At 54.9% G+C, this 21,648-nt stretch carries 22 protein-coding genes and 2 tRNA genes; 15 read left to right on the top strand and 9 right to left on the bottom strand.

Translation table 11 applies throughout. From position 1 onward, the window contains the following. Positions 1-41 precede the first annotated feature (41 nt). The 4 genes from FOM92_RS04715 to FOM92_RS04730 are packed head-to-tail and all read left to right on the top strand — an operon-like array spanning position 42 to position 2,553. Positions 42-989 carry a sodium-dependent bicarbonate transport family permease gene (locus FOM92_RS04715; RefSeq protein WP_143775638.1) on the top strand — a complete coding sequence of 316 codons (948 nt, stop codon included), beginning with the start codon at positions 42-44 and terminating at the stop codon, positions 987-989. A gap of 3 nt (positions 990-992) precedes the next feature. Continuing rightward, positions 993-1,304, top strand: a complete 312-nt coding sequence (locus tag FOM92_RS04720) for a P-II family nitrogen regulator (protein WP_143775639.1) — start codon at positions 993-995, stop codon at positions 1,302-1,304. After that, positions 1,304-1,927 carry a carbonic anhydrase gene (locus FOM92_RS04725; RefSeq protein ID WP_143775640.1) on the top strand — a complete coding sequence of 208 codons (624 nt, stop codon included), beginning with the start codon at positions 1,304-1,306 and terminating at the stop codon, positions 1,925-1,927. Before FOM92_RS04720 ends, FOM92_RS04725 begins: the two co-directional genes overlap by 1 nt. Next, the gene (locus FOM92_RS04730) at positions 1,924-2,553 is read left to right on the top strand and encodes a pyridoxamine 5'-phosphate oxidase family protein (protein WP_143775641.1); all 630 of its coding nucleotides are present in this window, start codon (positions 1,924-1,926) and stop codon (positions 2,551-2,553) included. The genes FOM92_RS04725 and FOM92_RS04730 overlap by 4 nt, the downstream gene beginning before the upstream one ends. Here the strand turns inward: FOM92_RS04730 and FOM92_RS04735 are convergent. Genes FOM92_RS04735 through ettA form a run of 3 tightly spaced genes read right to left on the bottom strand, consistent with a single transcriptional unit; the run spans position 2,530 to position 5,987 of the window. After that, entirely contained in the window at positions 2,530-3,471 is a 942-nt protein-coding gene (locus FOM92_RS04735) for a hypothetical protein (protein WP_143775642.1), read from the bottom strand. The two genes, FOM92_RS04730 and FOM92_RS04735, sit on opposite strands and share 24 nt — an antisense overlap. Continuing rightward, positions 3,468-4,301 carry a diacylglycerol/lipid kinase family protein gene (locus FOM92_RS04740; protein WP_143775643.1) on the bottom strand — a complete coding sequence of 278 codons (834 nt, stop codon included), beginning with the start codon at positions 4,299-4,301 and terminating at the stop codon, positions 3,468-3,470. The genes FOM92_RS04735 and FOM92_RS04740 overlap by 4 nt, the downstream gene beginning before the upstream one ends. A 6-nt stretch (positions 4,302-4,307) precedes the next feature. Continuing rightward, the gene (gene ettA / locus FOM92_RS04745) at positions 4,308-5,987 is read right to left on the bottom strand and encodes an energy-dependent translational throttle protein EttA (RefSeq protein ID WP_143775644.1); all 1,680 of its coding nucleotides are present in this window, start codon (positions 5,985-5,987) and stop codon (positions 4,308-4,310) included. A gap of 115 nt (positions 5,988-6,102) precedes the next feature. Here ettA and FOM92_RS04750 point away from each other — a divergent pair, with 115 nt between their 5' ends. From FOM92_RS04750 to FOM92_RS04780, 7 genes are all read left to right on the top strand, one after another. Then, positions 6,103-7,476 (top strand): M28 family peptidase, encoded by a 1,374-nt coding sequence (locus FOM92_RS04750; protein WP_246087147.1) that lies wholly within the window; start codon positions 6,103-6,105, stop codon positions 7,474-7,476. Next, positions 7,473-7,709 carry a hypothetical protein gene (locus tag FOM92_RS04755; protein ID WP_143775645.1) on the top strand — a complete coding sequence of 79 codons (237 nt, stop codon included), beginning with the start codon at positions 7,473-7,475 and terminating at the stop codon, positions 7,707-7,709. The genes FOM92_RS04750 and FOM92_RS04755 overlap by 4 nt, the downstream gene beginning before the upstream one ends. 306 nt (positions 7,710-8,015) lie before the next feature. Further along, positions 8,016-8,621: a hypothetical protein gene (locus FOM92_RS04760; RefSeq protein ID WP_143775646.1), complete on the top strand. Its 606-nt coding sequence runs from the start codon at positions 8,016-8,018 to the stop codon at positions 8,619-8,621. Between the two features lie 122 nt (positions 8,622-8,743). Further along, positions 8,744-9,397 carry a hypothetical protein gene (locus FOM92_RS04765; RefSeq protein WP_143775647.1) on the top strand — a complete coding sequence of 218 codons (654 nt, stop codon included), beginning with the start codon at positions 8,744-8,746 and terminating at the stop codon, positions 9,395-9,397. A 91-nt stretch (positions 9,398-9,488) separates the two neighbouring features. Beyond that, positions 9,489-10,250 (top strand): fimbria/pilus periplasmic chaperone, encoded by a 762-nt coding sequence (locus tag FOM92_RS04770; RefSeq protein WP_143775648.1) that lies wholly within the window; start codon positions 9,489-9,491, stop codon positions 10,248-10,250. Positions 10,251-10,299: 49 nt separating this feature from the next. Further along, on the top strand, positions 10,300-13,101 hold the full coding sequence (locus FOM92_RS04775) for a fimbria/pilus outer membrane usher protein (protein WP_143775649.1): 2,802 nt from the start codon (positions 10,300-10,302) through the stop codon (positions 13,099-13,101). After that, the gene (locus FOM92_RS04780) at positions 13,098-14,060 is read left to right on the top strand and encodes a hypothetical protein (RefSeq protein WP_143775650.1); all 963 of its coding nucleotides are present in this window, start codon (positions 13,098-13,100) and stop codon (positions 14,058-14,060) included. Before FOM92_RS04775 ends, FOM92_RS04780 begins: the two co-directional genes overlap by 4 nt. Before the next feature lie 9 nt (positions 14,061-14,069). Here FOM92_RS04780 and FOM92_RS04785 read toward each other — a convergent pair whose 3' ends face one another. Further along, a complete protein-coding gene (locus FOM92_RS04785) occupies positions 14,070-14,498 on the bottom strand; it encodes a hypothetical protein (protein WP_143775651.1) in 429 nt (142 codons plus the stop codon). Between the two features lie 185 nt (positions 14,499-14,683). Here FOM92_RS04785 and FOM92_RS04790 point away from each other — a divergent pair, with 185 nt between their 5' ends. Together FOM92_RS04790 and FOM92_RS04795 are read left to right on the top strand one after the other, a co-directional pair. Continuing rightward, positions 14,684-15,310, top strand: coding sequence for a GNAT family N-acetyltransferase (locus tag FOM92_RS04790; RefSeq protein WP_143775652.1), 627 nt, complete (start codon positions 14,684-14,686; stop codon positions 15,308-15,310). A gap of 101 nt (positions 15,311-15,411) precedes the next feature. Then, on the top strand, positions 15,412-15,693 hold the full coding sequence (locus FOM92_RS04795; RefSeq protein ID WP_143775653.1) for a hypothetical protein: 282 nt from the start codon (positions 15,412-15,414) through the stop codon (positions 15,691-15,693). Positions 15,694-15,777: 84 nt separating this feature from the next. On the opposite strand, the gene FOM92_RS04800 is transcribed toward FOM92_RS04795, so the two are convergent. The 4 genes from FOM92_RS04800 to FOM92_RS04815 form a co-directional block, all read right to left on the bottom strand. Further along, positions 15,778-15,854 (bottom strand) — tRNA-Pro (locus FOM92_RS04800). 110 nt (positions 15,855-15,964) lie between these two features. Next, positions 15,965-16,041: transfer RNA gene (locus FOM92_RS04805), tRNA-Ile, on the bottom strand. Between the two features lie 65 nt (positions 16,042-16,106). Beyond that, positions 16,107-17,141: a polysaccharide deacetylase family protein gene (locus tag FOM92_RS04810; protein ID WP_246087148.1), complete on the bottom strand. Its 1,035-nt coding sequence runs from the start codon at positions 17,139-17,141 to the stop codon at positions 16,107-16,109. A gap of 1 nt (position 17,142) precedes the next feature. Next, positions 17,143-18,774, bottom strand: coding sequence for a histidine kinase dimerization/phospho-acceptor domain-containing protein (locus FOM92_RS04815; RefSeq protein ID WP_143775654.1), 1,632 nt, complete (start codon positions 18,772-18,774; stop codon positions 17,143-17,145). Positions 18,775-18,938: 164 nt separating this feature from the next. On the opposite strand from FOM92_RS04815, the gene FOM92_RS04820 reads away from it, so the two are divergent. After that, positions 18,939-19,415, top strand: coding sequence for an Lrp/AsnC family transcriptional regulator (locus FOM92_RS04820; protein WP_143776319.1), 477 nt, complete (start codon positions 18,939-18,941; stop codon positions 19,413-19,415). Positions 19,416-19,465: 50 nt separating this feature from the next. Here FOM92_RS04820 and FOM92_RS04825 read toward each other — a convergent pair whose 3' ends face one another. Beyond that, positions 19,466-20,800, bottom strand: a complete 1,335-nt coding sequence (locus FOM92_RS04825) for a hypothetical protein (protein WP_143775655.1) — start codon at positions 20,798-20,800, stop codon at positions 19,466-19,468. 133 nt (positions 20,801-20,933) lie between these two features. Here FOM92_RS04825 and FOM92_RS04830 point away from each other — a divergent pair, with 133 nt between their 5' ends. Continuing rightward, positions 20,934-21,629: an SDR family NAD(P)-dependent oxidoreductase gene (locus FOM92_RS04830; protein WP_143775656.1), complete on the top strand. Its 696-nt coding sequence runs from the start codon at positions 20,934-20,936 to the stop codon at positions 21,627-21,629. Positions 21,630-21,648: the final 19 nt, after the last annotated feature.

Raw genomic sequence — 21,648 nt, forward strand, 5'->3', positions numbered from 1 at the left:
TCGCTGCTATCGGAGGCATGTTTTTGCAATCGGGAGACTGTATGATCATCGATACGCTAACTTCCCCGGTTATTTTGTTCTTCGTGCTCGGTTTTTTGGCCGCGCTTGCGAAGTCGGACCTCTCGATTCCCGAAGCTTTCGCAAAGGCCATGTCCATATATCTTATGGCCGCTATCGGACTGAAAGGCGGCGTTGAAGTTGCTTCGAGCGGGATTACGACTGACCTGATTGCCGCAGCGTTGGCTGGCCTCGCATTGAGCTTTCTCTTACCGGTCATAGCGTTCACCTTATTGCGCAGCGTCGGTAGACTTTCTCAGGTCGATGCCGGGGCCGTTGCGGCCCACTATGGATCCGTTAGCGTGGTCACATTTGTGACGGCCAAGGAAATATTGACCGGACAGGGGCTCGGCCCTGCTGGCTACATGGTGGCGGTTTTGGCTCTTATGGAGACCCCAGCCATAATCAGTGGCCTGGTCCTTGCGCGACGCGGACAGTCGTCTGCTGGGAATGGCGTACCATGGCGCGAAGTGTTGACCAACGCGTCTGTCGTTCTGCTGGTGGGCAGCTTTTTGATTGGCATGGTTGCCGGAAAAGACGGTTTTGCGCCGGTCAAGCCATTGTTCGACACGGGTTTTCGCGGGGTATTGTGCTTGTTCCTGCTCGACATGGGGCTGATTGCCGCACGGCGGTTGGTGCAGTCACGAAAAATCACTTACAGGTTAGTGATGCTCGCCGTAGTCCTTCCGCTTTTAAATGGAGCCATCGGAACAACTGTAGGTACTGTGATCGGTTTGGATGTTGCATCGTCTGCTGCTCTGGGAATTTTGGCAGCAAGTGCATCCTATATTGCGGTTCCTGCGGCCATGCGCATGGCCTTACCGGAAGCCGATCCGGGTATCTATTTGAGTATGTCGCTTGGCATCACTTTTCCCTTCAACATCATATTCGGCATTTCACTTATGGCTGCCCTCGCGCAGATTATAGGATAAACTATGGTTGAGACTGTTACCCGGAAACGCATAGAGATCCTCGTCGACACGCCGCTGGTTCCCCGCATCACGGGACACATAAAGGCCGTCGATATTTCAGGGTGGAGTGTCATCCATGTTGATTCCGGAGGCGGACGCGCCGGACAATGGCAGCATGATGATGTTACGGGTGCCGCCGCCAAGACTATTGTCCTTGTCGTTGCATCAACAGAAAAAGCAGATCGGCTGGTGGACGCACTCGCCCCTTTGCTGGATAGCTATCGGTTACTCCTCACAATCGGTGAGGTGCAGGTCGTACGTGGAGAACGATTTTAATGCCTGAATTTGCTTCTTTGATCGAAGGTTACAAGCGGTTCCGCAGCGATGCTTATGTGAAGCAAAAGGCACGCTTTGATGCGCTGGCGAGTGACGGTCAATTTCCTCCGGTCATGATCATTTCCTGTTGCGACAGCCGTGTCGATCCTGCGACCGTGTTCGATACCGTTCCGGGGCAGGTTTTTGCCTTGCGCAATGTCGCAAATCTGGTGCCCCCCTTTGAAACTGGGGGCGGTCTGCATGGTGTGTCTGCAGCCATCGAATTTGGCGTGCTCGGGCTTGAGGTCCGCCATATCGTCATCCTCGGCCATGCCCAATGCGGTGGCATTAAAGCATCGTTATCCGGGAGTGATCTGGGTCAGAAAGGGCACAGTTTTGTCGACAAATGGGTCGGCATAATTGACGATGCCCGGGAGGCCGTTCTGGCATCCAATGTCGAGGATCCGCAGCATGCACTTGAGTTGGAGACGGTGAAAGTCAGCCTCGCCAATTTGCGGACTTTTCCGTTCATTGTGGAACGTGAAAAAGCGGGCCTGCTCAAATTGCACGGTGCCTATTTCGGTATTGCCGAGGGCCTGTTGCATGTATTGGACGAGACGACAGGCATTTTTACGCCGCAATGACGACCATCCCTGCACTACCCGACTTTTACAATGATTTGGATCTGAGCTTTACAAAGGCATGGGATCTGATCGAACCCGGAGCCAGCAAAAGGTCGTCACCTGCGCATACGCCGGTTGTGGGTAGCGTGGACGCCGCTGGTCTATCGCAATTGCGCGTCATGGTGTTGCGAGAAGCGGACCGTAACACCCGTCGTTTGCGCTTTCACACCGATAGCCGCTCGGCAAAGATTGAAGATTTCGCGGAAGACGATCGCGTCTCCATTCTGATGTATGATGCAACGGAAAAGCTTCAGCTGAGGCTATTTGGAACCGTATCCGTGCAAACCGAAGGGGCGGCAGTCGATGCCGCATGGGCAAGCTCAACCACATTTGCCCGGCGTTGCTACTTGGCCGAAAAGGCACCGGGGATTGGGTCCGATTTACCGACATCGGGATTGCCAGCATGGATCGAAGGCAGGCAGCCGCTGGAGGAACAACTTGGCGAAGCGCGGGCGAACTTTGCCATTTTGTGGTGCGACATAACAGAGATGGAGTGGCTCTATCTCGCAAACGCCGGACACCGTCGCGCGCGATGGACCTGGGACGGCTCGCTTCAAAGCTGGTCAGGGCGCTGGCTGGTTCCCTGACGCGCAATTGGCAAGATAGGCTTCAATCATAACCTTGTGCCGAGCAGCGGCTATGGCCAGATCGATTTCGGCACGGCTTTCTGCGTTGAAATAAGGGATGTCGGGTCTGTTCAACACCAGATAGTTGGACATCGAACCATCACTCTTCGCCACGCGTTCGTGCCAGAAATGTACGCCAGCATTGGCGATTTTCTGTCCGCATTCCCGGGCAGAAGGTGACGGCGATCCGTCCTGCGCCCGGTACGCTGTCAGTCCCAGCGTATCAAAATTTGCCATAGTCTCACTGGGTGAGACGGCAAACAATGCGCCCTCCCTTGGCGACGTTATACCCCGGCGAAAGGCCGCTTGATCAATGATTGTAATATCCCCTCGCCCGCCATGTCCGTCACCCGCAAAACCGGGACTGTTTGTGTGCAGGGCGATAATAGGTTGCCCTACCGGACGCTGGTCCAGGATAGCCGCCGTATAGCGCGGCGATTGCGCTTCAAAATTCCTGTTGGGATCGCAACTGGACCGGACGCCATAGCGAACACCACATAGTCCCGAACCCGTCTGCATCCGCATGCTGTCGGGACCTGAATTCACAGCTACGCCAACTCCGCCATGCTCTTTCAACGCGGTGATCATGGCATCGAAAGCGGCGTTCTCATCGTCATGGGGAACCAACCACAGAGGACCGGTTTTTCGGTCAGCCCTTTCAAAACGAAAGAGATGCCAGTCAAACCCATTCTCTGAAAATCGAACCTCGCGAATTTCGATATTGTCGAAAAAGTTGACCTGCTGTGCGTTTCGCCGGATGTCATCATCCACATCCAACAACCGGGCCGGTTCGGCCTCTGTCCAATCCAAAGCGGTCTGCGTGGAAGTGCTCGCGGTGGCGGCGAGAATCTGTGCCCAAAGAAACAGCGTAATGATCATTGCGATTGATGTACCAAAAAACGGACCTCGGACATAGCGGCGTGGCAATGAATGGGCACCGCCAATTCGGACGTTTCTCCGTCTATAAGGACGGATGTTTGAGTTTCCGCCGAGGCAATAGTGACATCCTGCATTATGCCGAGATCCGCGTGCGGACCATCCCTGAAGTCCCTTCGCAACCAGGCCAAGCCATGACCGACCATGTCCCCAATATTCGAGGCCAGAAAGCCGATCACCGACAGATTATCGCCATCCACAGGCTCAATGAACAAGCTGGCAAACTGATTTTCGCTGTCGTTTCCGACCCACACACCTGCATCGGCCAGGGTTTCGGACCAGGCTGCGGGTATGGTTTCGGCCAGGCTTTGCAAATTGGCATGACGCATGCCCTCGCGAACTTCGGCCCAGCGGGTCGAAGGCCCAACCGTAAGCCCCGTCAGGATATGCCGGTCAGACGCAATGATCAGCGGAATTTGCTGCGCACGCAGCGTATCCTTGTTCAGCTCATCCAGTAGAGTCGCCAATGGCCGATCGCCGTGCAACCGGCGCGAGAGGAGATTCATCGTGCCGCCGGGCAGGACCAAGATAGACCCGGACCATTTTGCGAGATTCGCATAAAGATTACTGATCGTCCCATCGCCCGAAATGACCGCGACGACTTCGATCGCGCTGTCGGACAACTCGTCTTGCGTGGGCAAATCCTGATCCGGGAGAGATCGTCTTTCAACGATTTCCAGTCCGGCACGATCCAGACTGGAAGAGACAGCCTGCTCATCAACACCATTTGCGTTACCGCTATTGGCGTTGGTGATGAGCAGGGTCCGTTTCATTCCGTCTTAACGTGTCATCTTCTTATAAGTTGCACGATGGGGACGAGTTGCCTCTTCGCCGAGACGCGCAATCTTGTCTTCTTCATAGGATTCGAAGTTGCCTTCAAACCATTCCACATGGCTATCGCCTTCAAATGCGAGGATGTGGGTTGCCAGACGGTCAAGGAAGAAGCGGTCGTGGCTTATGACCACGGCACAACCGGCGAAGCTTTCCAAGGCTTCTTCCAAAGCCGAAAGAGTTTCGACGTCAAGGTCGTTGGTCGGTTCGTCGAGCAGAAGTACGTTTCCGCCTTCTTTGAGCATCTTGGCCATATGGACACGGTTACGCTCACCACCCGAGAGCAGGCCAACCTTCTTCTGCTGATCGGTTCCCTTGAAATTGAACGCACCCACATATGCGCGGGTAGGCGTCTCATGCTTGCCGAGTTTCATGAAGTCCGCACCGCCTGAAATTTCTTCCCAGACATTCTTATTAGGATCAAGGTCGTCACGGCTTTGGTCTACAAAGCCGAGTTTAACCGTTTCACCAATTTCAATTTCGCCGCTATCCGGAGTTTCCTGCCCCGTAATCAGGCGAAACAGCGTAGACTTACCGGCACCGTTAGGACCGATTACGCCCACAATACCGCCCTGGGGAATGGTGAAGGACAGATTTTCGAACAGCAATTTATCGCCATAGGCCTTGGTCACATTCTTGACCTCGATAACCTTGCTGCCAAGACGTTCGGGCGTCTGGATGACAATCTGGGCCTTGCCGGGCGCACGGTTTTCTTGCGCCTCGACCAGTTGATCGAAAGATTTGATACGCGCTTTGGACTTGGTCTGCCGCGCCTTGGGACTTTGCCGGATCCACTCCAGCTCGTCCTTGATTGCCTTTTGGCGACCCGCATCCTCGCGCGCTTCTTGTTCGAGGCGCTTCGCCTTCTTCTCCAGATAGGTGGAATAATTGCCTTCGTAGACAAAATAGCGACCCCGATCGAGTTCGAGGATCCAGCTAACGACATTATCGAGGAAATAACGGTCGTGGGTGACGAGGATAACGTTGCCCTTGTAATCGACCAGATGCTTTTCGAGCCAAGCGACCGATTCCGCGTCCAAGTGGTTCGTCGGTTCGTCGAGCAAAAGAATATCCGGCTTTTCCAGCAGCAAGCGCGTCAACGCAATACGACGCCTTTCACCACCGGATAAATTTGTAACCGGGCTGTCTGCCGGCGGGCAGCGCAGCGCGTCCATCGCCAGTTCCAACTGGCTGTCGAGGCTCCAGCCATCGACGGCATCAATCTTTTCCTGCAATGTGCCCATTTCTTCCATCAAGGCATCAAAATCGGCGTCCGCTGGCGGATCAGCCATCAGCATCGAAATCTCGTTAAAACGGTCAACAAGGTCTGCAATTGGCCGTACGCCATCCATGACATTTTCTTTGACCGTCTTGTTCGGATCAAGCTCCGGTTCCTGTGCCAGATAACCCACGCGGATATTCTCGCCGGGCCATGCTTCCCCGGTAAATTCAGTATCCATACCGGCCATGATCTTCATCAAGGTCGATTTACCGGTACCATTCGGGCCTACGATCCCGATTTTGGCGTCGGGATAAAATTGCAAATTGATATTGTTAAGGACGGGCTTGTTCGCACCGGGAAAGGTTTTGGTCATTCCCTTCATTACGAAGCTGTATTGAGCTGCCATTTCGGTAACTTTCCTGTCTGGGATTTTCAGTGATTTGGCCGCATCCCTAGCTATCTGGTCCGGTCCCCGCAAGGCGGGATTGCAAAACTCGGGAAGCTGATTATGCCTGCATCTTATGAACTTCCTGACTAAATCGTCCGCCGCGGCTTCGATGCTGCTCCTTTCCACTGCAATCACGCCGCTTCTTGCCGCGCCAACACTCGAAGAGGTGCGTTCGACTGCCCTCAATTCGGATGAAATTGCCTATGACATTGTCGAAGGTCTGACGACCGAGATTGGTCCCCGTCAGGGCGGCACCGAAGCCGAAGCGCGCGCACGCACATGGTCGGTCGCAAAACTGAAGTCTCTGGGTTTCGACAATGTGCGTATTGAGGAATATCAGATGCCGACTTGGGTACGTGGTGAGGAAACGGCAGAGATTATAGCGCCCTTCACTCACAAACTCGCGGTAACTGCACTGGGGAATAGCGGCAGTACCGGCGATAAGGGTCTCGAAGGCGAGATTGTGTATTTCCCTACCCTTGATGATCTTCGCGCTGCCCCCGACGGCAGTTTGAAAGGCAAGATCGCCTTTGTCAGCCATTCCATGATGCGTACGCAGGACGGAAGCAGCTATGGCGCATTTGGACCTGCAAGGTTTGTCGGGCCAAATATTGCAGCTAAGAAAGGAGCTGCAGCAATTGTTATCCGGTCCGCAGGCACCGACTACCATCGCAATCCGCATACCGGGAATACCAATTTCGATGCAGATGTCACCCCCATCCCCGCAGGTGCCTTATCGATACCCGACGCCGAGAATCTGGAACGGATGCTGAAACGCGGCAAGCCTGTCACCATGAAACTGAAACTGACGCCCAAAAATGTCGGCATGCAGGTATCCGGCAATGTGCTGGCAGAGGTGAAAGGGTCCAATCCGCAACTGCCTATCATTGTTATCGCCTGTCATCTGGATAGCTGGGACCTGGGTACGGGCGCAATTGACGATGCGGCTGGCTGCGGGATTATTGCTGCTGCTGCGAAGCATTTAAAGACGCTGGGTCAACCCAAACGAACAGTCCGCTTATTATGGGCCGGCGCCGAAGAGGTCGGAATTTGGGGTGGCAAGGATTATGGTTCGAAGCACGCGGCCGAACCCCATGCTTTGGCCATGGAATCCGATTTCGGCGCAGGCAAGGTTTGGGCGGTAGACTTCACGTTGCCCGACAGCGCTTCTGAACAAAAGGCAAAGATCATAGCCGCGCTCGCCCCTTTGGGTGTCGTTCCCCGCAAGGCACCTGCCGGTGGCGGAGCGGACGTTGGGGCAATCATTGCCGCGCAAAAATTGGGCATCATTGATTTGCAACAGGATGGAACGAAATATTTCGATCTGCACCACACCCCGGACGACACGCTGGACAAGATAGACAAAGCTGAAATGCGCCAAAATGTGGCCGCATGGGTTGCTACGCTTGCCGTCGTTGCAAATTATGAGGGCGAACTGAAGCCATGAAGAATTGGTATCTCTTGGCTTCGCTCTGCTGGGCGTTGACGGCGTGTACAGAAGAGCCGACGCCAAAAGATGCCGAAGAAGCTAGCGCGGTTTTGCAAAATGAGGCAACTCAGGATGCCGTGAAAGAGAAGCAGCAATCTATCGAAGAGGCAGCAGAGCAAGCCACAAAACTGATCGAAGCCGATGCAAAAGCGGAGGTTGATGCTGCAAAGGCGGCGCCCGAAGATCAATAGATTCGGCGCAATTCCACCGCTGCAGTAAAACAGGGGGGATAACCCCGTAAAACGCTGAATCTTCATAACAATGGTTAATTATCCCGTTTTTTGGAATGTCAGATTTTCATTATATTTCAACGTGATGTAAAACGTTACAACCCTTAACCATCATTTCTTTCGACAGAATTTTTGCACAAGTTTACACAAAATTAATCAGTCGATTCGGGGCGGGAAAAACCTGGGTCGCTGAGGGTCGCAAGCATCTGAAAACTCCTTTCCGATTGTCGGTAAGGTGACAGAAACGAGAATAATGGGCGGTGTGTTGTGCGATTTTCAGGGGCTAGATTTTTTGCAGCGTGCGCATTTTTCGGCGCAATATGTACTGCCTTTCCCGAAAATGCTCAGGCAAAGGCTCCGTCCGGAAACACGCTTCAGATCGATATTGAGGCATCCATCAGCCAACGCTGCGGCATTGCTGCGCTCGGCGCCAATTCCAACGACACCGGGCGTATTGACGAACCGACGCGGATCGCATTCCGGTTCGGCCTCGATTGCAACACCCCATTCAAAATTGGTGTAGCGGCGCAAAATGGCGCTCTTCAACTGGTCGGCGCAAACGGCCCGAATGCGGGTATAGCCGGCTTTGCCTATCGCAAAAATTACGTGGCAGGACTCCAGTTCAATACAGACCAGACCGGTCTGGTTTCTGCAGGCGAATGTGCGTCTTCGGCTTTGACTTCGGCCAACACCAATTGCCGTTTTTACGGGTCCGAACCCGGCTCCGGACTTTATTCTGGTCGAAACACGACGGCCATCGGCCGGGAGGGTGAACTGACCGTGACATGGCTAGGCGAAACAAGTGATGCCGTCCGGCTCGCTGCAGGCGCCTATCAGGAAATTCTGACGATTATAGTGGCGCCGAGCACATGATGACGCGTTGCACATAAATGAAATTCCAGGCCGCATTTCATCGGAGAAAAATGCGGTGGGGCAAGGAGAGGGTCTGATCTCCCCCAAAATCAGACAGGTTTTGAGTATGAAGGAACAAGCTGATGAAGAAATATCTAGTAGCGGCCGCGACTTTCGCTGCAATCACTTCGGCGCCGGCTTTTGCCGATGGTGACAATCGCAGCACCGACACCGAAATTTTCACAATCAATGCAACGAACCCTGCTAAATGCAATCTCGAAGCAACGACTTACACTCTCAATCTGGACACGAACGCTTTGTCGAATGACGAAGGTTTTGCCTTGGCAACCGTTTCGAGTTCGGTTGCGAACAAAATGAACCAGGCCAATGTCACCGCATGGTGCACCGGCGCGAAGAATACGCTGCAAATGTACCGCACCGCGTTTGTAACCGACGGCGGCGTAAAAGGTACGGACGGTTTTAACCGTGCGGTTGTTTATGATGTAACGATGAACATCGTCGGCGCCGTACGTTCGGATGGCTTTACGCCCACCGAAGGTACCTCTGATGGTCAAGGCAATGGCCCTGGCGTTGGTTCGGGTGCTGGAATCACCGTTGGACGCTTTGGCGCGACCGGTACGGGCGCACAGGTTGTATTCGCAGCGGAATTGAATTCAGAAGCCGTCACCAACGGCAACAGCACAGCAGCACGCGGTAACTTTACCGCTGACGCAAACCGCCTGATTGCTGGCCAATATATCAGCACGTTAACCATCGAGTTGACACCCGGCGTATAAAAAATGGATAGAGACACCCGGGGGCGGCATTTTCCGCCCCCGGGATTCTTTTTGTCCTACCCGAAGGACAAAAAATGGGGACTTATCTATAATGCCGTTTCGGCCTAAACCAGCAATCTACGCTGCGCTTGCGGTTGCAGCCAGCGCAAGCATAGCGACCGCGCTTTACGCAATGACTGTCTCGCCGGTGGTTGTCGATTTGCAGACATCCGGACAGCGCATGTCCCAGGTCGTCACGATCGAGAATAAATACGCCAAGCCTGTCATCCTCGAAGTGCTGACCCAGGAAGCCGAATATACGGACGAAGGTGTGCGCGGGACGGGCAAGGCGACCGACGATTTGCTGGTGTTCCCGCCACAAGCACAAATTGCGCCGGGCGGCACACAAGCCGTTCGCATCCAATATGTCGGTGACCCGGATCTTGCAAAAAGCCGCCATTATTTCGTGACCGTTGCACAATTGCCGGTCAAAATTCCCGAGGGGGAATCGGCACTGCAGCTACTGTATAATTTCCAGATTGTAACCGGCGTAAGCATGGCGGGCAAAAAGCCCAACATCACCGTGTCCAATGCCGGATCCTATATCGGTGGCGACGGCAAACCCCGCGTATTGCTGGTATTGAACAACAATGCGGACACATATGGATATCTTTCCAACGGATCCCTTCGCATTGTCCAGAAAGATGATGCCGGAAAAGAGATCTTCAGAAAAACCATGACCGGCGACCAGATTTCGCAGGAAATCGGCTTTGGTCTGGTGGGCGCAGGGCAAGTTCGAAAAATGCAGACCGGAATTGTGTTGCCGGCATCGGGGGGTAGCGTTGAGGCGTATTTCACACCATCAACACGCTAGCCCGACGCACCTGCGGACGTCTTCGATAATCCTCCTTGGTATGGGAGGATTGTCTTTTTCCAGCCCGGCAGTTGCATCATCAGGCGCAAGCGGCGCAGCATTGGCGTTGTCCAATCCCGCCCTACTGCAGGCCCTGTCCGTTGATTTTGACGCCGACATTTTTGCCGAACGCGATCACGGTCAGGATCTTGTTCCGGTAACGGTCGATACTGCCCCAGTGCAGGCGGCAATCGCGCGCCCGCCAAAATATCATGTATTTGAAGACAGTTTGACAGGCGTGGGAACAGGTCTGCGCAAAGATCAGTCTTTGGCGGCAAAAATTGCCCCCCAGACACCCCCTTCCCCGCCCGCAGTCACGACATTGCCAGCGGCGCCGGATTACCAGTTTTTTGCAGACGACGCGCCGACATCGCCACCTGCAGCTGCTGTCCAGTACAGTTTTGCACCCAAGCAGCCGGTGGATCTGGCTGAACAACCCGCACTCCGCCTTAACCCCACAGGCAGTGACATCAGCCTTTCGGCACCCATGCGCGACGGGGCGTTTGTCTTGAACGAGGTATCGTTCATCCTCACGGCGGATGACGCGATCAAGGTTGAATCGAAATCTTTCATCGAAGCCGTCCGTCCTGTCATTTCGACCGAAAGACTCCGTGCGCTCGAAACAGAGCTTGCCGGACTGGATTACGCGCTCGCTGCGCAAATTGGCCGTTTGGGATATGTCATCAATTACGATCCCACGAGCATCAGCCTCAATATCCAAATCCCCGCCGACGCGCGGGATGCGCAGGATATTTCCTTGCGCCGTTTCGAAGAAGCAGCCACCGGCCAATATTCGGAACCAGCCACTTTAAGCGGTTACATCAATTTCAGGAGCTATGGGGATTATGTCTGGAACGGGGTCGATTCCGGTTTCCAATCGCCCACCAGCCTGATCGACAGCGCCATCCGCTATAAAGGTTTCGTGCTGGAAAATGAGGCGACCGTCCGTCTGGATTCGGATGCCCAAAAATTCTTCACCCGCGAAGGAACACGCTTGGTCTATGATGACCGTCAACGCCTCGTCCGTTTCGCGGCCGGTGACTTGATTACGAGCGGCCGGGGCTTTGCGGGAAGTCCGCAGATCGCGGGCCTTTCGGCGACGCGCGTCTATTCTATCGTCGACCCGCTCCGGAACGTGCAACCGCGTGGCGACAGGTCCTTTACGCTGACACGCCCTTCAACAGTCGAGGCCATGATTAACGGGCAACTGATCCGCCGCGTGCGTCTGCAACCTGGCGTTTACAACATCCGAGATTTCCCGTTCGTCCAAGGGACAAACAACGTCGAATTTAACATTCAGGACGATGCAGGCGGGACGCAGCGGATCACATTTTCGCAGTTTTTCGACCGCACCCTGCTTGCCGAAGGTTTGAGCGAGTTTTCATTCCAAGCGGGCATATTGGCGCCATTTCGCCGGTCGTCGCGCGATTACCAGACGAGCGAACCTGCGGCATCCGGTTGGTACCGGCGCGGGATGAGCGAAACAGTTACCCTGGGCGGCAATTTCAACATTAACAAGGCCGGCGCGACTGCAGGTGTCGAAGCGGTTATTGCCAGCGCCATCGGCATTATCGGCATCGACGCGGCCGCAAGCGATGTAGACGGCATCGGCACAGGTTTCGCCGCAAATGTCGGCCTTCAGAAGAGCTTTGGCGGTTACAATGCGTCACCGCGGTCCATAGCCGCCAGCGTTGAATACCGGAGTGCGAAATTTGCCAATCCGGGATTTGCCGGCGTCGACAACCGGATCAAATGGAACCTGTCCGCATCTTACGCGCAACCCATTGGCCAATCCCAGTTCATTTCCCTGAGCGGTGATTATGGCGTTGCGCGGGGCGCATTCCGTAATGAGGTAAGTACCCGCCTGACCTATGGTTACACGATAAACTCCCGCCTCAATCTGACGGTCGACGGCACCTACGAACGCCGCGCCATTTTTGGCAGCGAATATGGCGTCCGTGCCACCCTTGCTGTCAAATTCGGACCGCGGTCAAACGGCGTTGTCGAAGTAGACACCCGCACAGAACGGGCAAGGATCGGATACCAAACTGCATCGGGTGAAGGCGTCGGAAGCTGGACAGCCTCGGCCGATCTTGACGTAAGCGAAGACGATGCCGGCTTTAATGGCGGCTTCAACTACACGGCGAACCGGGCGGAAATCGGCCTGACCCATACGACGGTATATGAGTTGACCGGACGGCGCACAGATTCGCAGCGCACGTCACTTCGTCTGGGGACTGCGATAGCGTTTGCAGGCGGCAAATTTGCCCTCTCACGGCCCATCTACGATTCCTTTGCGATGGTCGCTCCCCATAAATCTCTCGGTGGTGCCCAAGTCATCGTGGATCCGCGAGACGAACATTACACCGCGAAATCCGGTGTGTTCGGTCCTGCAGTTGACCCGAATCTCGGCGCCTATATCCGCCGTACCCTGACATATGATGTCCCACAGGCACCGGTTGGTTATGACCTTGGCGCCGCCAGCGCCAAGCTATTGCCGCCCTACCGCGGTGGATATCTGGTAACGGCGGGTTCGGATTATTCGGTGACCGCCCTTGGCACATTGATAGGCCTTGATGGCGCACCGGTCAGTTTGCTGTCCGGTAAAGCCACCGAATTGGGTGTCAGCAACCCGCGCACCCTTACCATATTCACAAACCGCACAGGCCGTTTCGGCATTTCGGGGATGCGTCCCGGACGCTGGCGGATCGAAATGCCGACCGAGCCCCCGACGATTGTCGAAATCGTTATTCCGGCAAAGAGCCTTGGTGTAGTACGTTTGGGCGACGTGAAATTAGGAGACGCGCAATGAAACCGGTGATGAAGTCTATTGTGGCAGGCACAGCCATGCTGGTGACTGCGCCGGCATTTGGCCAGACTCAGTGCGCTCAGTTCGAACTGGTCGGCAATGGGGGTCGTGTCGCCTATCAGCCCTTTGAAACCAGCCCTACGATCGAAACCTTTGACTTGCGTATCCGCAGGCTGGCCGACGGGATAAGCGGCGTGCGCTTCCTTCTTGTCGACACGACGCCGCAAATGAACGGACCACAAATTGGTATTACCGGTCCCTCGGTTTACGACATTAGCTGGCTCGAAGATAACACACGGCGCATGCTCGTCGTGGGTAACGAACAGCCTCAGCCAACTACCGGTGCGCAGATCCAATTTGCCGAACGTGCAGGTGTCCAACTGACACGTTTTCGCCTGTCGGTGCCCGCAGGACAGCAAGCCCCTGCCCAAGTCCATCGCGAAAACCTGACCGTCCGTTACCAGTGCCTTGATTCCCAGGGCCGGCAAATTGGCGCGACGCAGGAACAACCCGCTTCGGTCGAACTGTCCCTGACGGTGCCACGCTATGTTGCGGCCTATATCGGTAGCGCGGGACAAACCCGCGGGACGATCAATTTCGGCGACGTCGGATCCGCGTCGGCTACCCTTAACCGTGCAATCAATATCACGGCGTTGAGCACATTGCCCTTTGCCGTCAAGTTTGAAAGCGAAAATGGCGGATTGCTGAAACGCAGATCTAGCGAGCCGCAAGGCATCATATACGCCATGAATTATGCAGGTGTGCCCGTTAGTTCGGGAGATACTCTGCTGTGCCCAATGACCCCTGCCCCCATGGGTATCGGCAAGCAGTTTGAAGTGGGATTAAACCGGTCGTCCATAGCTTCGCTACCCGCAGGCAACTATAAGGACACGGTCACAATCACATTCACACCGCGCGATGGTATTTCATCGGCAGATTGCGCCTTGCGACGGGAAAACTGATTTCTGTAGTTAGTAAACAGACCCTTTGGGGTCGATCCGGAACGACAGGCTGCTGATAGGAATGTCCACGCCGCGAACGTCGAGACGCACATCGCTATATTTCGATGCAGCATGGTTTTCGTCGGCGATTACCGTTTCGTTGCCCGGAGAAAGTGGCACAGCACGGCCATCCCAAAACAGCGTAGCACCCTCCAGATTGGCGGGGTGACGCATCACAACGCGATATCCGTTACGGGCGTTGCATAGCTGATAAAAGGAGCCGAAATCGATAACCTGGCCGCTGCCCCCTGTGCTCGCACCAGGGAGTTCGAGGCGGCACACCGTATTTACAACCGCCGATAGCCGGAACCCCGCACGCTCGCTTTGTGCGTTAACGCTGCTTCCAACCGCGGTTGCCGCGAGGCACATGGTACCGAGCAGTAATATTGATTTTCGCACGGACAGCACTCCTTTTGATCCATCCACTGCTAAGGGAGATCGCTAAACATTACGTTAATTTGACAGTGTCAAAGTTTTGACCCGCCAAGGCAGAGTGGAACAAAAGTGGCCCCGATACGTTTGGCCCTCTAACCATTAGCATAGCATTACAATGTATATTCTGTCTACAGTGCAGAGGTATCGATATGAGCAAAAGCGTCGATTTTTCTGCCGGTCAAATGGCAGAAATCAAAACAAGCCTGACCGACGGCCGCCCGGTTTTACTACGCCCGATACGCCCGAGCGATCTGGACCTTATTCGTGAGGGCATCATCGAGATGTCCGATCATGCGCGTTATCTGCGCTTCTTTTCAACCTTCAAGGAACCGCCTGAATCTGTCGTGCAACGCCTGGGTTCCGTCGACGGCCATCTCCATATAGGTTGGGGCGCGCGTCTGCTTGATGGGAAAGAATGTCCCGCCATAGGCGCCGTGCACGCCATAAGAGAAAATGCGGAAAGTCCTGATGCCGAATTAGCCATTGCCGTTCTTGACGAGTATCAAGGATATGGCTTGGCGCGCATGCTGATTGCGGCGGTCCTGTCGCATTGCTCCCAGGCAGGTATAAAATCATTGGAAATTCACGTGCTGCCGGAAAACAAACCGGCGAAAACACTGATGCTGTCTTTGGGCGCACAGCGCACCCCTGCCCTCGACAGCGTGCATCATTATAGAATGGATGTTGAGGATGCGCTTCGGCTGCTTAAGAAACCTACCCAACCTCAAGGTGTCGCCGATGTTCTTGCCGCATTTGATATGAAACTCGTAGCATAAAAAGGCTGCGTTTTGTCATCACCCGATCAACTTATCCAACATGCAAAACGGACTAAAATTCCATTTTGACAACCCGTTTTGGCGAAGTTATTCGGCCCTTCATGAAAGTTAGTGTCGCGTTAATTTCTCTTTTATTGCTGTGCGCATGCCAGGCAGGCGACAGCGACATAAAAGATGCCCGTGAATATGCCACCTCGCTGACAAAAGAGGCAATGTGCCGGGAAAATGGCAAGGCAGAGGCGATTTCCGAAATCGCCGCGACGGCCGCCGCTGCGCCGTCTGCTGATGTAGCCAAAACAGTTTATGAGGTCGCGAACCGAATTGAAAAAACCGGGTGCGCGAAGATCATCAAGAAAAACGCGAAACGTTGGGGTAGCGGGTAGGTCCTTCAGTCACGTCACTCTCCAAAAAGAACTTTGGAGTCTGGATTTTCGACAAGGACAGAAAAAATCGACACTTCCAAGAAGTGGTCGGGGAGACAGGATTCGAACCTGCGACCCTCTGGTCCCAAACCAGATGCGCTACCAGACTGCGCTACTCCCCGACTGGTACATCAATGTTGCAATCCTTGAGGACCGCCTTCCACCAACTTCGTTGGCAGGCAACTTTTACTTCGAGCCCGCCTGACGCATCCGTCAATGACGTCGCGAAGGCTGGTGGGCCCGGAGGGACTCGAACCCCCGACCTAGCCGTTATGAGCGGCCAGCTCTAACCAACTGAGCTACAGGCCCCGACCGGCTTGCCAATCGCAAGCGGGCCGATAGCGGAACTAGGGGACCGCTGGCAAGTGTTTATCTTAGCCCAGCCAAGGAAACTGGCTGGCGGATTTGATTTCGGCCATTGTTGTGGGCCGGACACCCCTGTCATGCAGATGCTGAAAGACACCACTGAACCACGCATAGAACTCCTGTAGCTGCTCTTCGGTGCGTACATAGGGTGTGTAGCCCACTGCTAATGAAGGGGAATGGAATGAAAGGTTGATGATCGGAATACGTTCTTCAATGGCGAGATCGATTCCCTCCAACGCCTTTGCCAGGGGAATGCCTTCGGGTGTGAGTGCGATACGCTCGAGCATGCTGGACCGCGCAAGAACCGACCGGGCGAGTTGTGAGCCGAACCATTCGCCGAAAACTACATTTCCGGCAGAACGCATTGCACCTGAAAAGACGGTCGTCAGGGGAAGTTCGAGCAATGACCCTTTCCGGATCCAGTAAGGATTGACCGGATGATGTGTATAGTCCGGTCCGCCCTGTTCCGAATAGTCGAACCGTGCCCGGACCGATGTATCGATCGTAAGACCCAGATCGACAAGTATGTCAGCTGTATGAGGACCAGCGCCGTACCGGCCTGCGCGATATGCATCCGGTGTAGTCCCGGTGCGCTGAACAATGGTGTTGAACAAGGTGGTTAACTTTGCCCGCTCCAGCTCTGGCGGCAAATTGCAGGCGTAGCTGTTATGGTGGCTCAGTGTTTCTTCGAAAGGAGGATTAACCCAGGGATGCAACTGGACCCCGATTTCGGCGCGGTGACTGTGAACATAATCACTCATCAACTCGACACCCAGCGGATCTTCCATGATGGGATAGTCCACAAGGTAGCAAGGCTTGATGCCATAATGGTCGCAAAGTTCCTGGAATTTCGGCAATGCAGCCAAATGCCTGGTTCCATAGCCTTCGCGGGAAAACGGGCTGCCCCAGTCAAATTCTTCTTCGGTATCCACGGTTACCAGAAAGCGCTGGCTTCCTAACGCCGTCAGATCAGCAAATTCGAAATCGTCGGAATAAGAGGTGGAGAGAACGGATTTTCTGTCATCTGCCCTCTGCGCCAACATCTCACTCTCGCTCTTCGTCTCTAATTCCGGTGCGGCCGTCATTGGTCGCTGGGAGAGACAATATCAGAGCTTCATTGTAGAAACGTAAATCACCGCCGACATTTTTGGCGAGACTGCGCACGAGGCGTAATGAGAAGCCAAGGCCAAGCAAGGGTGCCTCGGTTGAGTCGTCGAGAACAGCGGGGCCTGAGCCGAACAATTCGGCTTCATCCATTTCCAGCAATTTGCGAGGCAGCGTCAACACGAAGCGGTTTGTTGCATTCAAGCCAGGTTCTGTCCGGAAACGGCCATCCAGCACTTCATTGGGCTCGCACCCTATGATCACCGCCGAAAGCAGCCGCGAAAAAATGCGCTCCGCCAGTTCCTTTTCAACCGCGAACGGCCGCACGGGATGGGCGTGCACCAGATTGAGGGTCACTTGAAGAAGGTCGCTCAACCCGCGGAGCCGGTCGGCGAGCCGGACCGTCAGCCAGTCGCAGTCGGTGACACCGGGTTCGGCGAAAAAATTCCCCGCTTCGATTTTTGCGGCCGTGGTCAAGTCGTCAAAACCGGCCAGCAAACGCTCCGCATCATTCAATATATTGCGCGCCAGCTGGCGGTAATCCTCGGTCACGGGGCCGAAGAGCTGCTGCTCGATAATCTCCGAAAAGCCGATGATGGCGCCCAGCGGCGTGCGCAATTCATGCACCAGTTGCTGGATATGTTCCGAACTTTGCTGGGCGGCAGAGGGAAGAAGCGCGCTTTCCGCTACAGTGGGCCGGCGGAAGATGCCGCGATAGCCGTTAAAGCGGCCGCTGACAGGATCGAAAAAGGGCGAGGCATTGATCCGCCAGTCACCGGCAACCGAGGGGGCACCGCATAGGCGCATACGTGCGTTTTCGAGCGGCATGCGCTGGCGAAAGGCCGCTGCACCATAGGCGTCGGGGCCAGGGCCTTCATCAAAGGCGGGTTCGGCTATGTCCACACCGACAACGGCGCCCGAGGGTGCGCCTTCGATCCAGCTCACGGTTCCATTTTCGTCGGTTTCGAAACGGATTTCTGTCACCGGGGTCAGCAATTCGCTGAAATGGTCCATGGCTCTGGCGAATTCAGGCACAGGGGCGGATTGCCGTTCGGTCCTGAGCCGCTCGATACGTTCGACAATATCGCGGATCTGGACACCATTTTGCGCCTGCTTGTCCGAAGAAACTTCGGGCAGTGGCAAAACAAAGTCCGCGCCCGACCACACGGACAGGGCGCGCCGGGTCAGCGGACCGAGATCCTTCCGGTTCCGCAAAAAGCCGCGCGCACGCACCGGCATCGTGGGAACGATTTCGGCCCATTCTTCGTCGGTCAGACGGGCACCCGCGACGGCTGCCGACGCGACGGCGGGAATATCGCCCGACAGCAGCAACACCAAGGGCGCGGACATGATGCGGCCCGCCAAAGATTTAACGCATTGTTCGCGCGTCTGCGGGGAAATTATGGGCAGAAAGTCGCGGACCTTCTGAAGACCGCGCGCGACATATTCGATATCAAAATCGATGGGGTTTTGCGCCAGAATATCAACAAGTTGCTGCCACTTCGCGGCTGCGCCATGGTCGCTGTCATTTGCCTGTCGCAAGGCAGTTTCGAGGCGATCATCAAAGCGCAATTGCAAATATTCCTAATGTAAAATTATCCCTGCCCCTATACCGATATACCTGCTGAAAGCTATGCGAAAGCGGCAAATTATGCGCGTCACACTATGGGACAATTGCAATCCGCTATAATAATATTATAAGCGCGTGCACAATTGGAAACGGAAATGTCGTGAGCATGGCTAATATGAACCTTGATTCGATAGATTTGAAGCTTCTCGCCGAATTACAGGCGGATGGCCGAATCACGAATGTGGAACTTGCAACGAAAGTCGGCCTGACCGCCCCGCCCTGCCTTCGCCGGATGCGCGCGCTGGAGCAGTCGGGGACCATCAAATCATATCATGCCGATATCGACGCCGCGTCCCTGGGGTACACCATTACCGTTTTCGCAATGGTCAGTCTTAAGAGCCAGGCTGAAGACGATCTGAAAGCCTTTGAACAGCATGTGCGCGCATTACCCGACGTGCGCGAATGCCATATGCTGAATGGCGAAATTGATTTCATCCTAAAAATCGTCGCGCGCGATCTGCAGTCGTTTCAGGAGTTCCTGACCTCGAAACTCACATCCGCGCCCAACGTCAATAGCGTCAAAACATCGCTGACGATCCGCACGGCCAAGGATGAGCCGGGCGTTCCCATACCCGTGGCATAAAAAAGGGAGGCCGAAGCCTCCCTCTCGTTGCATGATTTACCAGCCCTAGCTCAGGTCGTCGCCGGCGCAGCAGGTGCCGCCGGGGCCTTCGACAGGTGGTCGATGTACATCAACCAATATTCGGCAATCGCCTTGCGGTTTGCGCCGGTGATCAAAGCAAAATCAGCCTTCGCACCGGCATAATCGCCAAGCATGACCTTGGACATGGCAAGGCGGAAACGTGTGCGCTCGGTCTGGTCTTTACCGTCCTTGTCAAGAACAGGACCCTTTGAAAGAGCCGATTCGTAGAGCTCTTTCGCGGTGTCATATTTCTTGTGCGAGAAGAAGGAGTCAGCCGTCAGGGACGCCAGCATGCCCTTGGGGCTCGCCTTTGCAGGAGCCACAGTGCCGGCAAGCGTCGCCGTATCTTCGGTCAGGCGTGCCTTGGCTTCGGTGTATTTCTCACTGAAAGTCACGTTGTTACGGGAAATAACGCCTTTTGCGAAACCTTCTTCCAGCACGGACACCGCTTCTGCCGGATAGCGCACGCCAATATAGCTCAGGCTATCCAGATATTGGGCATATTCCTGCTGGAACCGCAGACCGTTGGTCACGCGCATCAGGCGCATTACATCCAGCTCTTCTTCCGGATTCAGCGTCAGCGAACGGTCAAAGAACGCCAGGGCATCATGCCAATAGTCCGGGTTATTTTCGTTTGCGAGCAACTGCTTATACCAATTTGCCGCACCGGCATAGTTCTTTGTTTTTGCAGCCAGATTTGCCGCGCGCACAAAATATGCCTTGTTCACCTTGCCGGCAGCCTTGTCGGCTTCGATCGCCTTGCCGAGCCAGGCAATAGCGTCCGCATCACGGTTCTGTTGCGACTGGGCGTTGGAAATCAGAAACTCGATATTGTTGCCGCGATGCCCCATATTATAGGCTTCGATCATCAGCTTTTCGGCGTTGACGAAATTCTTGCCATCATAGGCAATGGCGCCTTTGCGGAACGTATATTCCGTTTTGATATTCGCAGGCGTGGTTGCCGATGCCAGCAACAAGTCGATGCCCTGTTCCTGGAACTCGAGGTCCTTGACGCCGGCCCCGATATTGATCGCAAGGATTCCGGCTTCGTAGCGGTCATCGTCATTTGCAATCGCTGCGACAACCTTCGGGAACTCGGCTTTGGCGCCTGCGGGATTTTTCTGCTTGTTCAGCAGGTCCACAACAGGGGTATAGGCCGCGATGAACGGCTTCGAATAATTGCGCTTCGGAGCCGCAGGTGCAGCTTCCTTCTTGTCCTTGCCCTTTTTCTCCTTGGCAGGCTTTTCCTCGGCGACAGCATACGATGCCGTCAACGGCAGCGCCAGAAGCGACAAGGTAAGGGCAAATTTGGAAACAGACTTCATTCTACTCTCCGCGATTAGGGTGTTTAGGCATATTATCTCAGATGGGGATTACTATAGATATTCGCCCTGCATAGAGCAAATAGGATAGCGACCACGCATGAATTGCGGTTGAACAGCGGAAATTGGATAGCAAATGACAAATATCGGGGCGATTATCATCGGCGCGACGGGCGGTATCGGCGCCGGACTGTTCGAAAGTCTCAAGGATCATGATGGCTTCGGAACTGTCCTCGGCCTTTCCCGTCATTCCGCTCCTGCCATCGACATTCTGGATGAGGCTAGCATTGCCGCCGCGGCAGAACATGTCCGGCAATCGGGAATCACCCCTACCCTCATCATTGTCGCGACAGGAATATTGCATAAGGACGGGCGCGGTCCCGAAAAGAGCATCAGAGAACTGGACGCCGATTGGATGGTCGAGAATTACCGACTGAACGCTGTGGCCCCTGCCCTTATCGCCAAGCATTTTCTGCCATTGATGCCACGCACGGGTCGCACCTGTTTTGCTGCCCTTTCTGCCCGGGTCGGCAGTATCTCGGATAACCGGTTAGGCGGTTGGCACAGCTATAGGGCATCGAAAGCGGCACTCAACATGTTGATCAGGAACCTTTCGATTGAATGGCAGAGGAAAAATCCAGAGGCGATCATTGTCGGGTTGCATCCCGGCACCGTTGAAACCGGCCTGAGTGCTCCATTTAAAGGCAATCCGGAGCATGAGCGGTTTACACCTGTCAAGGCAGCCAGCCAGCTTCTGGACGTGCTTCAAGGCCTTGAAGCGGACGATTCCGGTCTGGTTTTCGCCTATGATGGACACATGGTCGCACCCTGAAGTCACCGCACCCCTTATC

Source organism: Sphingorhabdus contaminans (assembly GCF_007280415.1).
In the GTDB taxonomy this organism is placed as follows: Bacteria; Pseudomonadota; Alphaproteobacteria; order Sphingomonadales; family Sphingomonadaceae; genus Sphingorhabdus_B; species Sphingorhabdus_B contaminans.

Bases quoted from the DNA above. Each gene is read 5' to 3' on its own strand.
- FOM92_RS04715 (WP_143775638.1), top strand. From the start codon at position 42: ATGATCATCGATACGCTAACTTCCCCGGTTATTTTGTTCTTCGTGCTC.
- FOM92_RS04720 (WP_143775639.1), top strand. From the start codon at position 993: ATGGTTGAGACTGTTACCCGGAAACGCATAGAGATCCTCGTCGACACG.
- FOM92_RS04725 (WP_143775640.1), top strand. From the start codon at position 1,304: ATGCCTGAATTTGCTTCTTTGATCGAAGGTTACAAGCGGTTCCGCAGC.
- FOM92_RS04730 (WP_143775641.1), top strand. From the start codon at position 1,924: ATGACGACCATCCCTGCACTACCCGACTTTTACAATGATTTGGATCTG.
- FOM92_RS04735 (WP_143775642.1), bottom strand. From the start codon at position 3,471: ATGATCATTACGCTGTTTCTTTGGGCACAGATTCTCGCCGCCACCGCG.
- FOM92_RS04740 (WP_143775643.1), bottom strand. From the start codon at position 4,301: ATGAAACGGACCCTGCTCATCACCAACGCCAATAGCGGTAACGCAAAT.
- ettA (WP_143775644.1), bottom strand. From the start codon at position 5,987: ATGGCAGCTCAATACAGCTTCGTAATGAAGGGAATGACCAAAACCTTT.
- FOM92_RS04750 (WP_246087147.1), top strand. From the start codon at position 6,103: ATGAACTTCCTGACTAAATCGTCCGCCGCGGCTTCGATGCTGCTCCTT.
- FOM92_RS04755 (WP_143775645.1), top strand. From the start codon at position 7,473: ATGAAGAATTGGTATCTCTTGGCTTCGCTCTGCTGGGCGTTGACGGCG.
- FOM92_RS04765 (WP_143775647.1), top strand. From the start codon at position 8,744: ATGAAGAAATATCTAGTAGCGGCCGCGACTTTCGCTGCAATCACTTCG.
- FOM92_RS04770 (WP_143775648.1), top strand. From the start codon at position 9,489: ATGCCGTTTCGGCCTAAACCAGCAATCTACGCTGCGCTTGCGGTTGCA.
- FOM92_RS04780 (WP_143775650.1), top strand. From the start codon at position 13,098: ATGAAACCGGTGATGAAGTCTATTGTGGCAGGCACAGCCATGCTGGTG.
- FOM92_RS04790 (WP_143775652.1), top strand. From the start codon at position 14,684: ATGAGCAAAAGCGTCGATTTTTCTGCCGGTCAAATGGCAGAAATCAAA.
- FOM92_RS04795 (WP_143775653.1), top strand. From the start codon at position 15,412: ATGAAAGTTAGTGTCGCGTTAATTTCTCTTTTATTGCTGTGCGCATGC.
- FOM92_RS04810 (WP_246087148.1), bottom strand. From the start codon at position 17,141: ATGTTGGCGCAGAGGGCAGATGACAGAAAATCCGTTCTCTCCACCTCT.
- FOM92_RS04820 (WP_143776319.1), top strand. From the start codon at position 18,939: ATGGCTAATATGAACCTTGATTCGATAGATTTGAAGCTTCTCGCCGAA.
- FOM92_RS04825 (WP_143775655.1), bottom strand. From the start codon at position 20,800: ATGAAGTCTGTTTCCAAATTTGCCCTTACCTTGTCGCTTCTGGCGCTG.
- FOM92_RS04830 (WP_143775656.1), top strand. From the start codon at position 20,934: ATGACAAATATCGGGGCGATTATCATCGGCGCGACGGGCGGTATCGGC.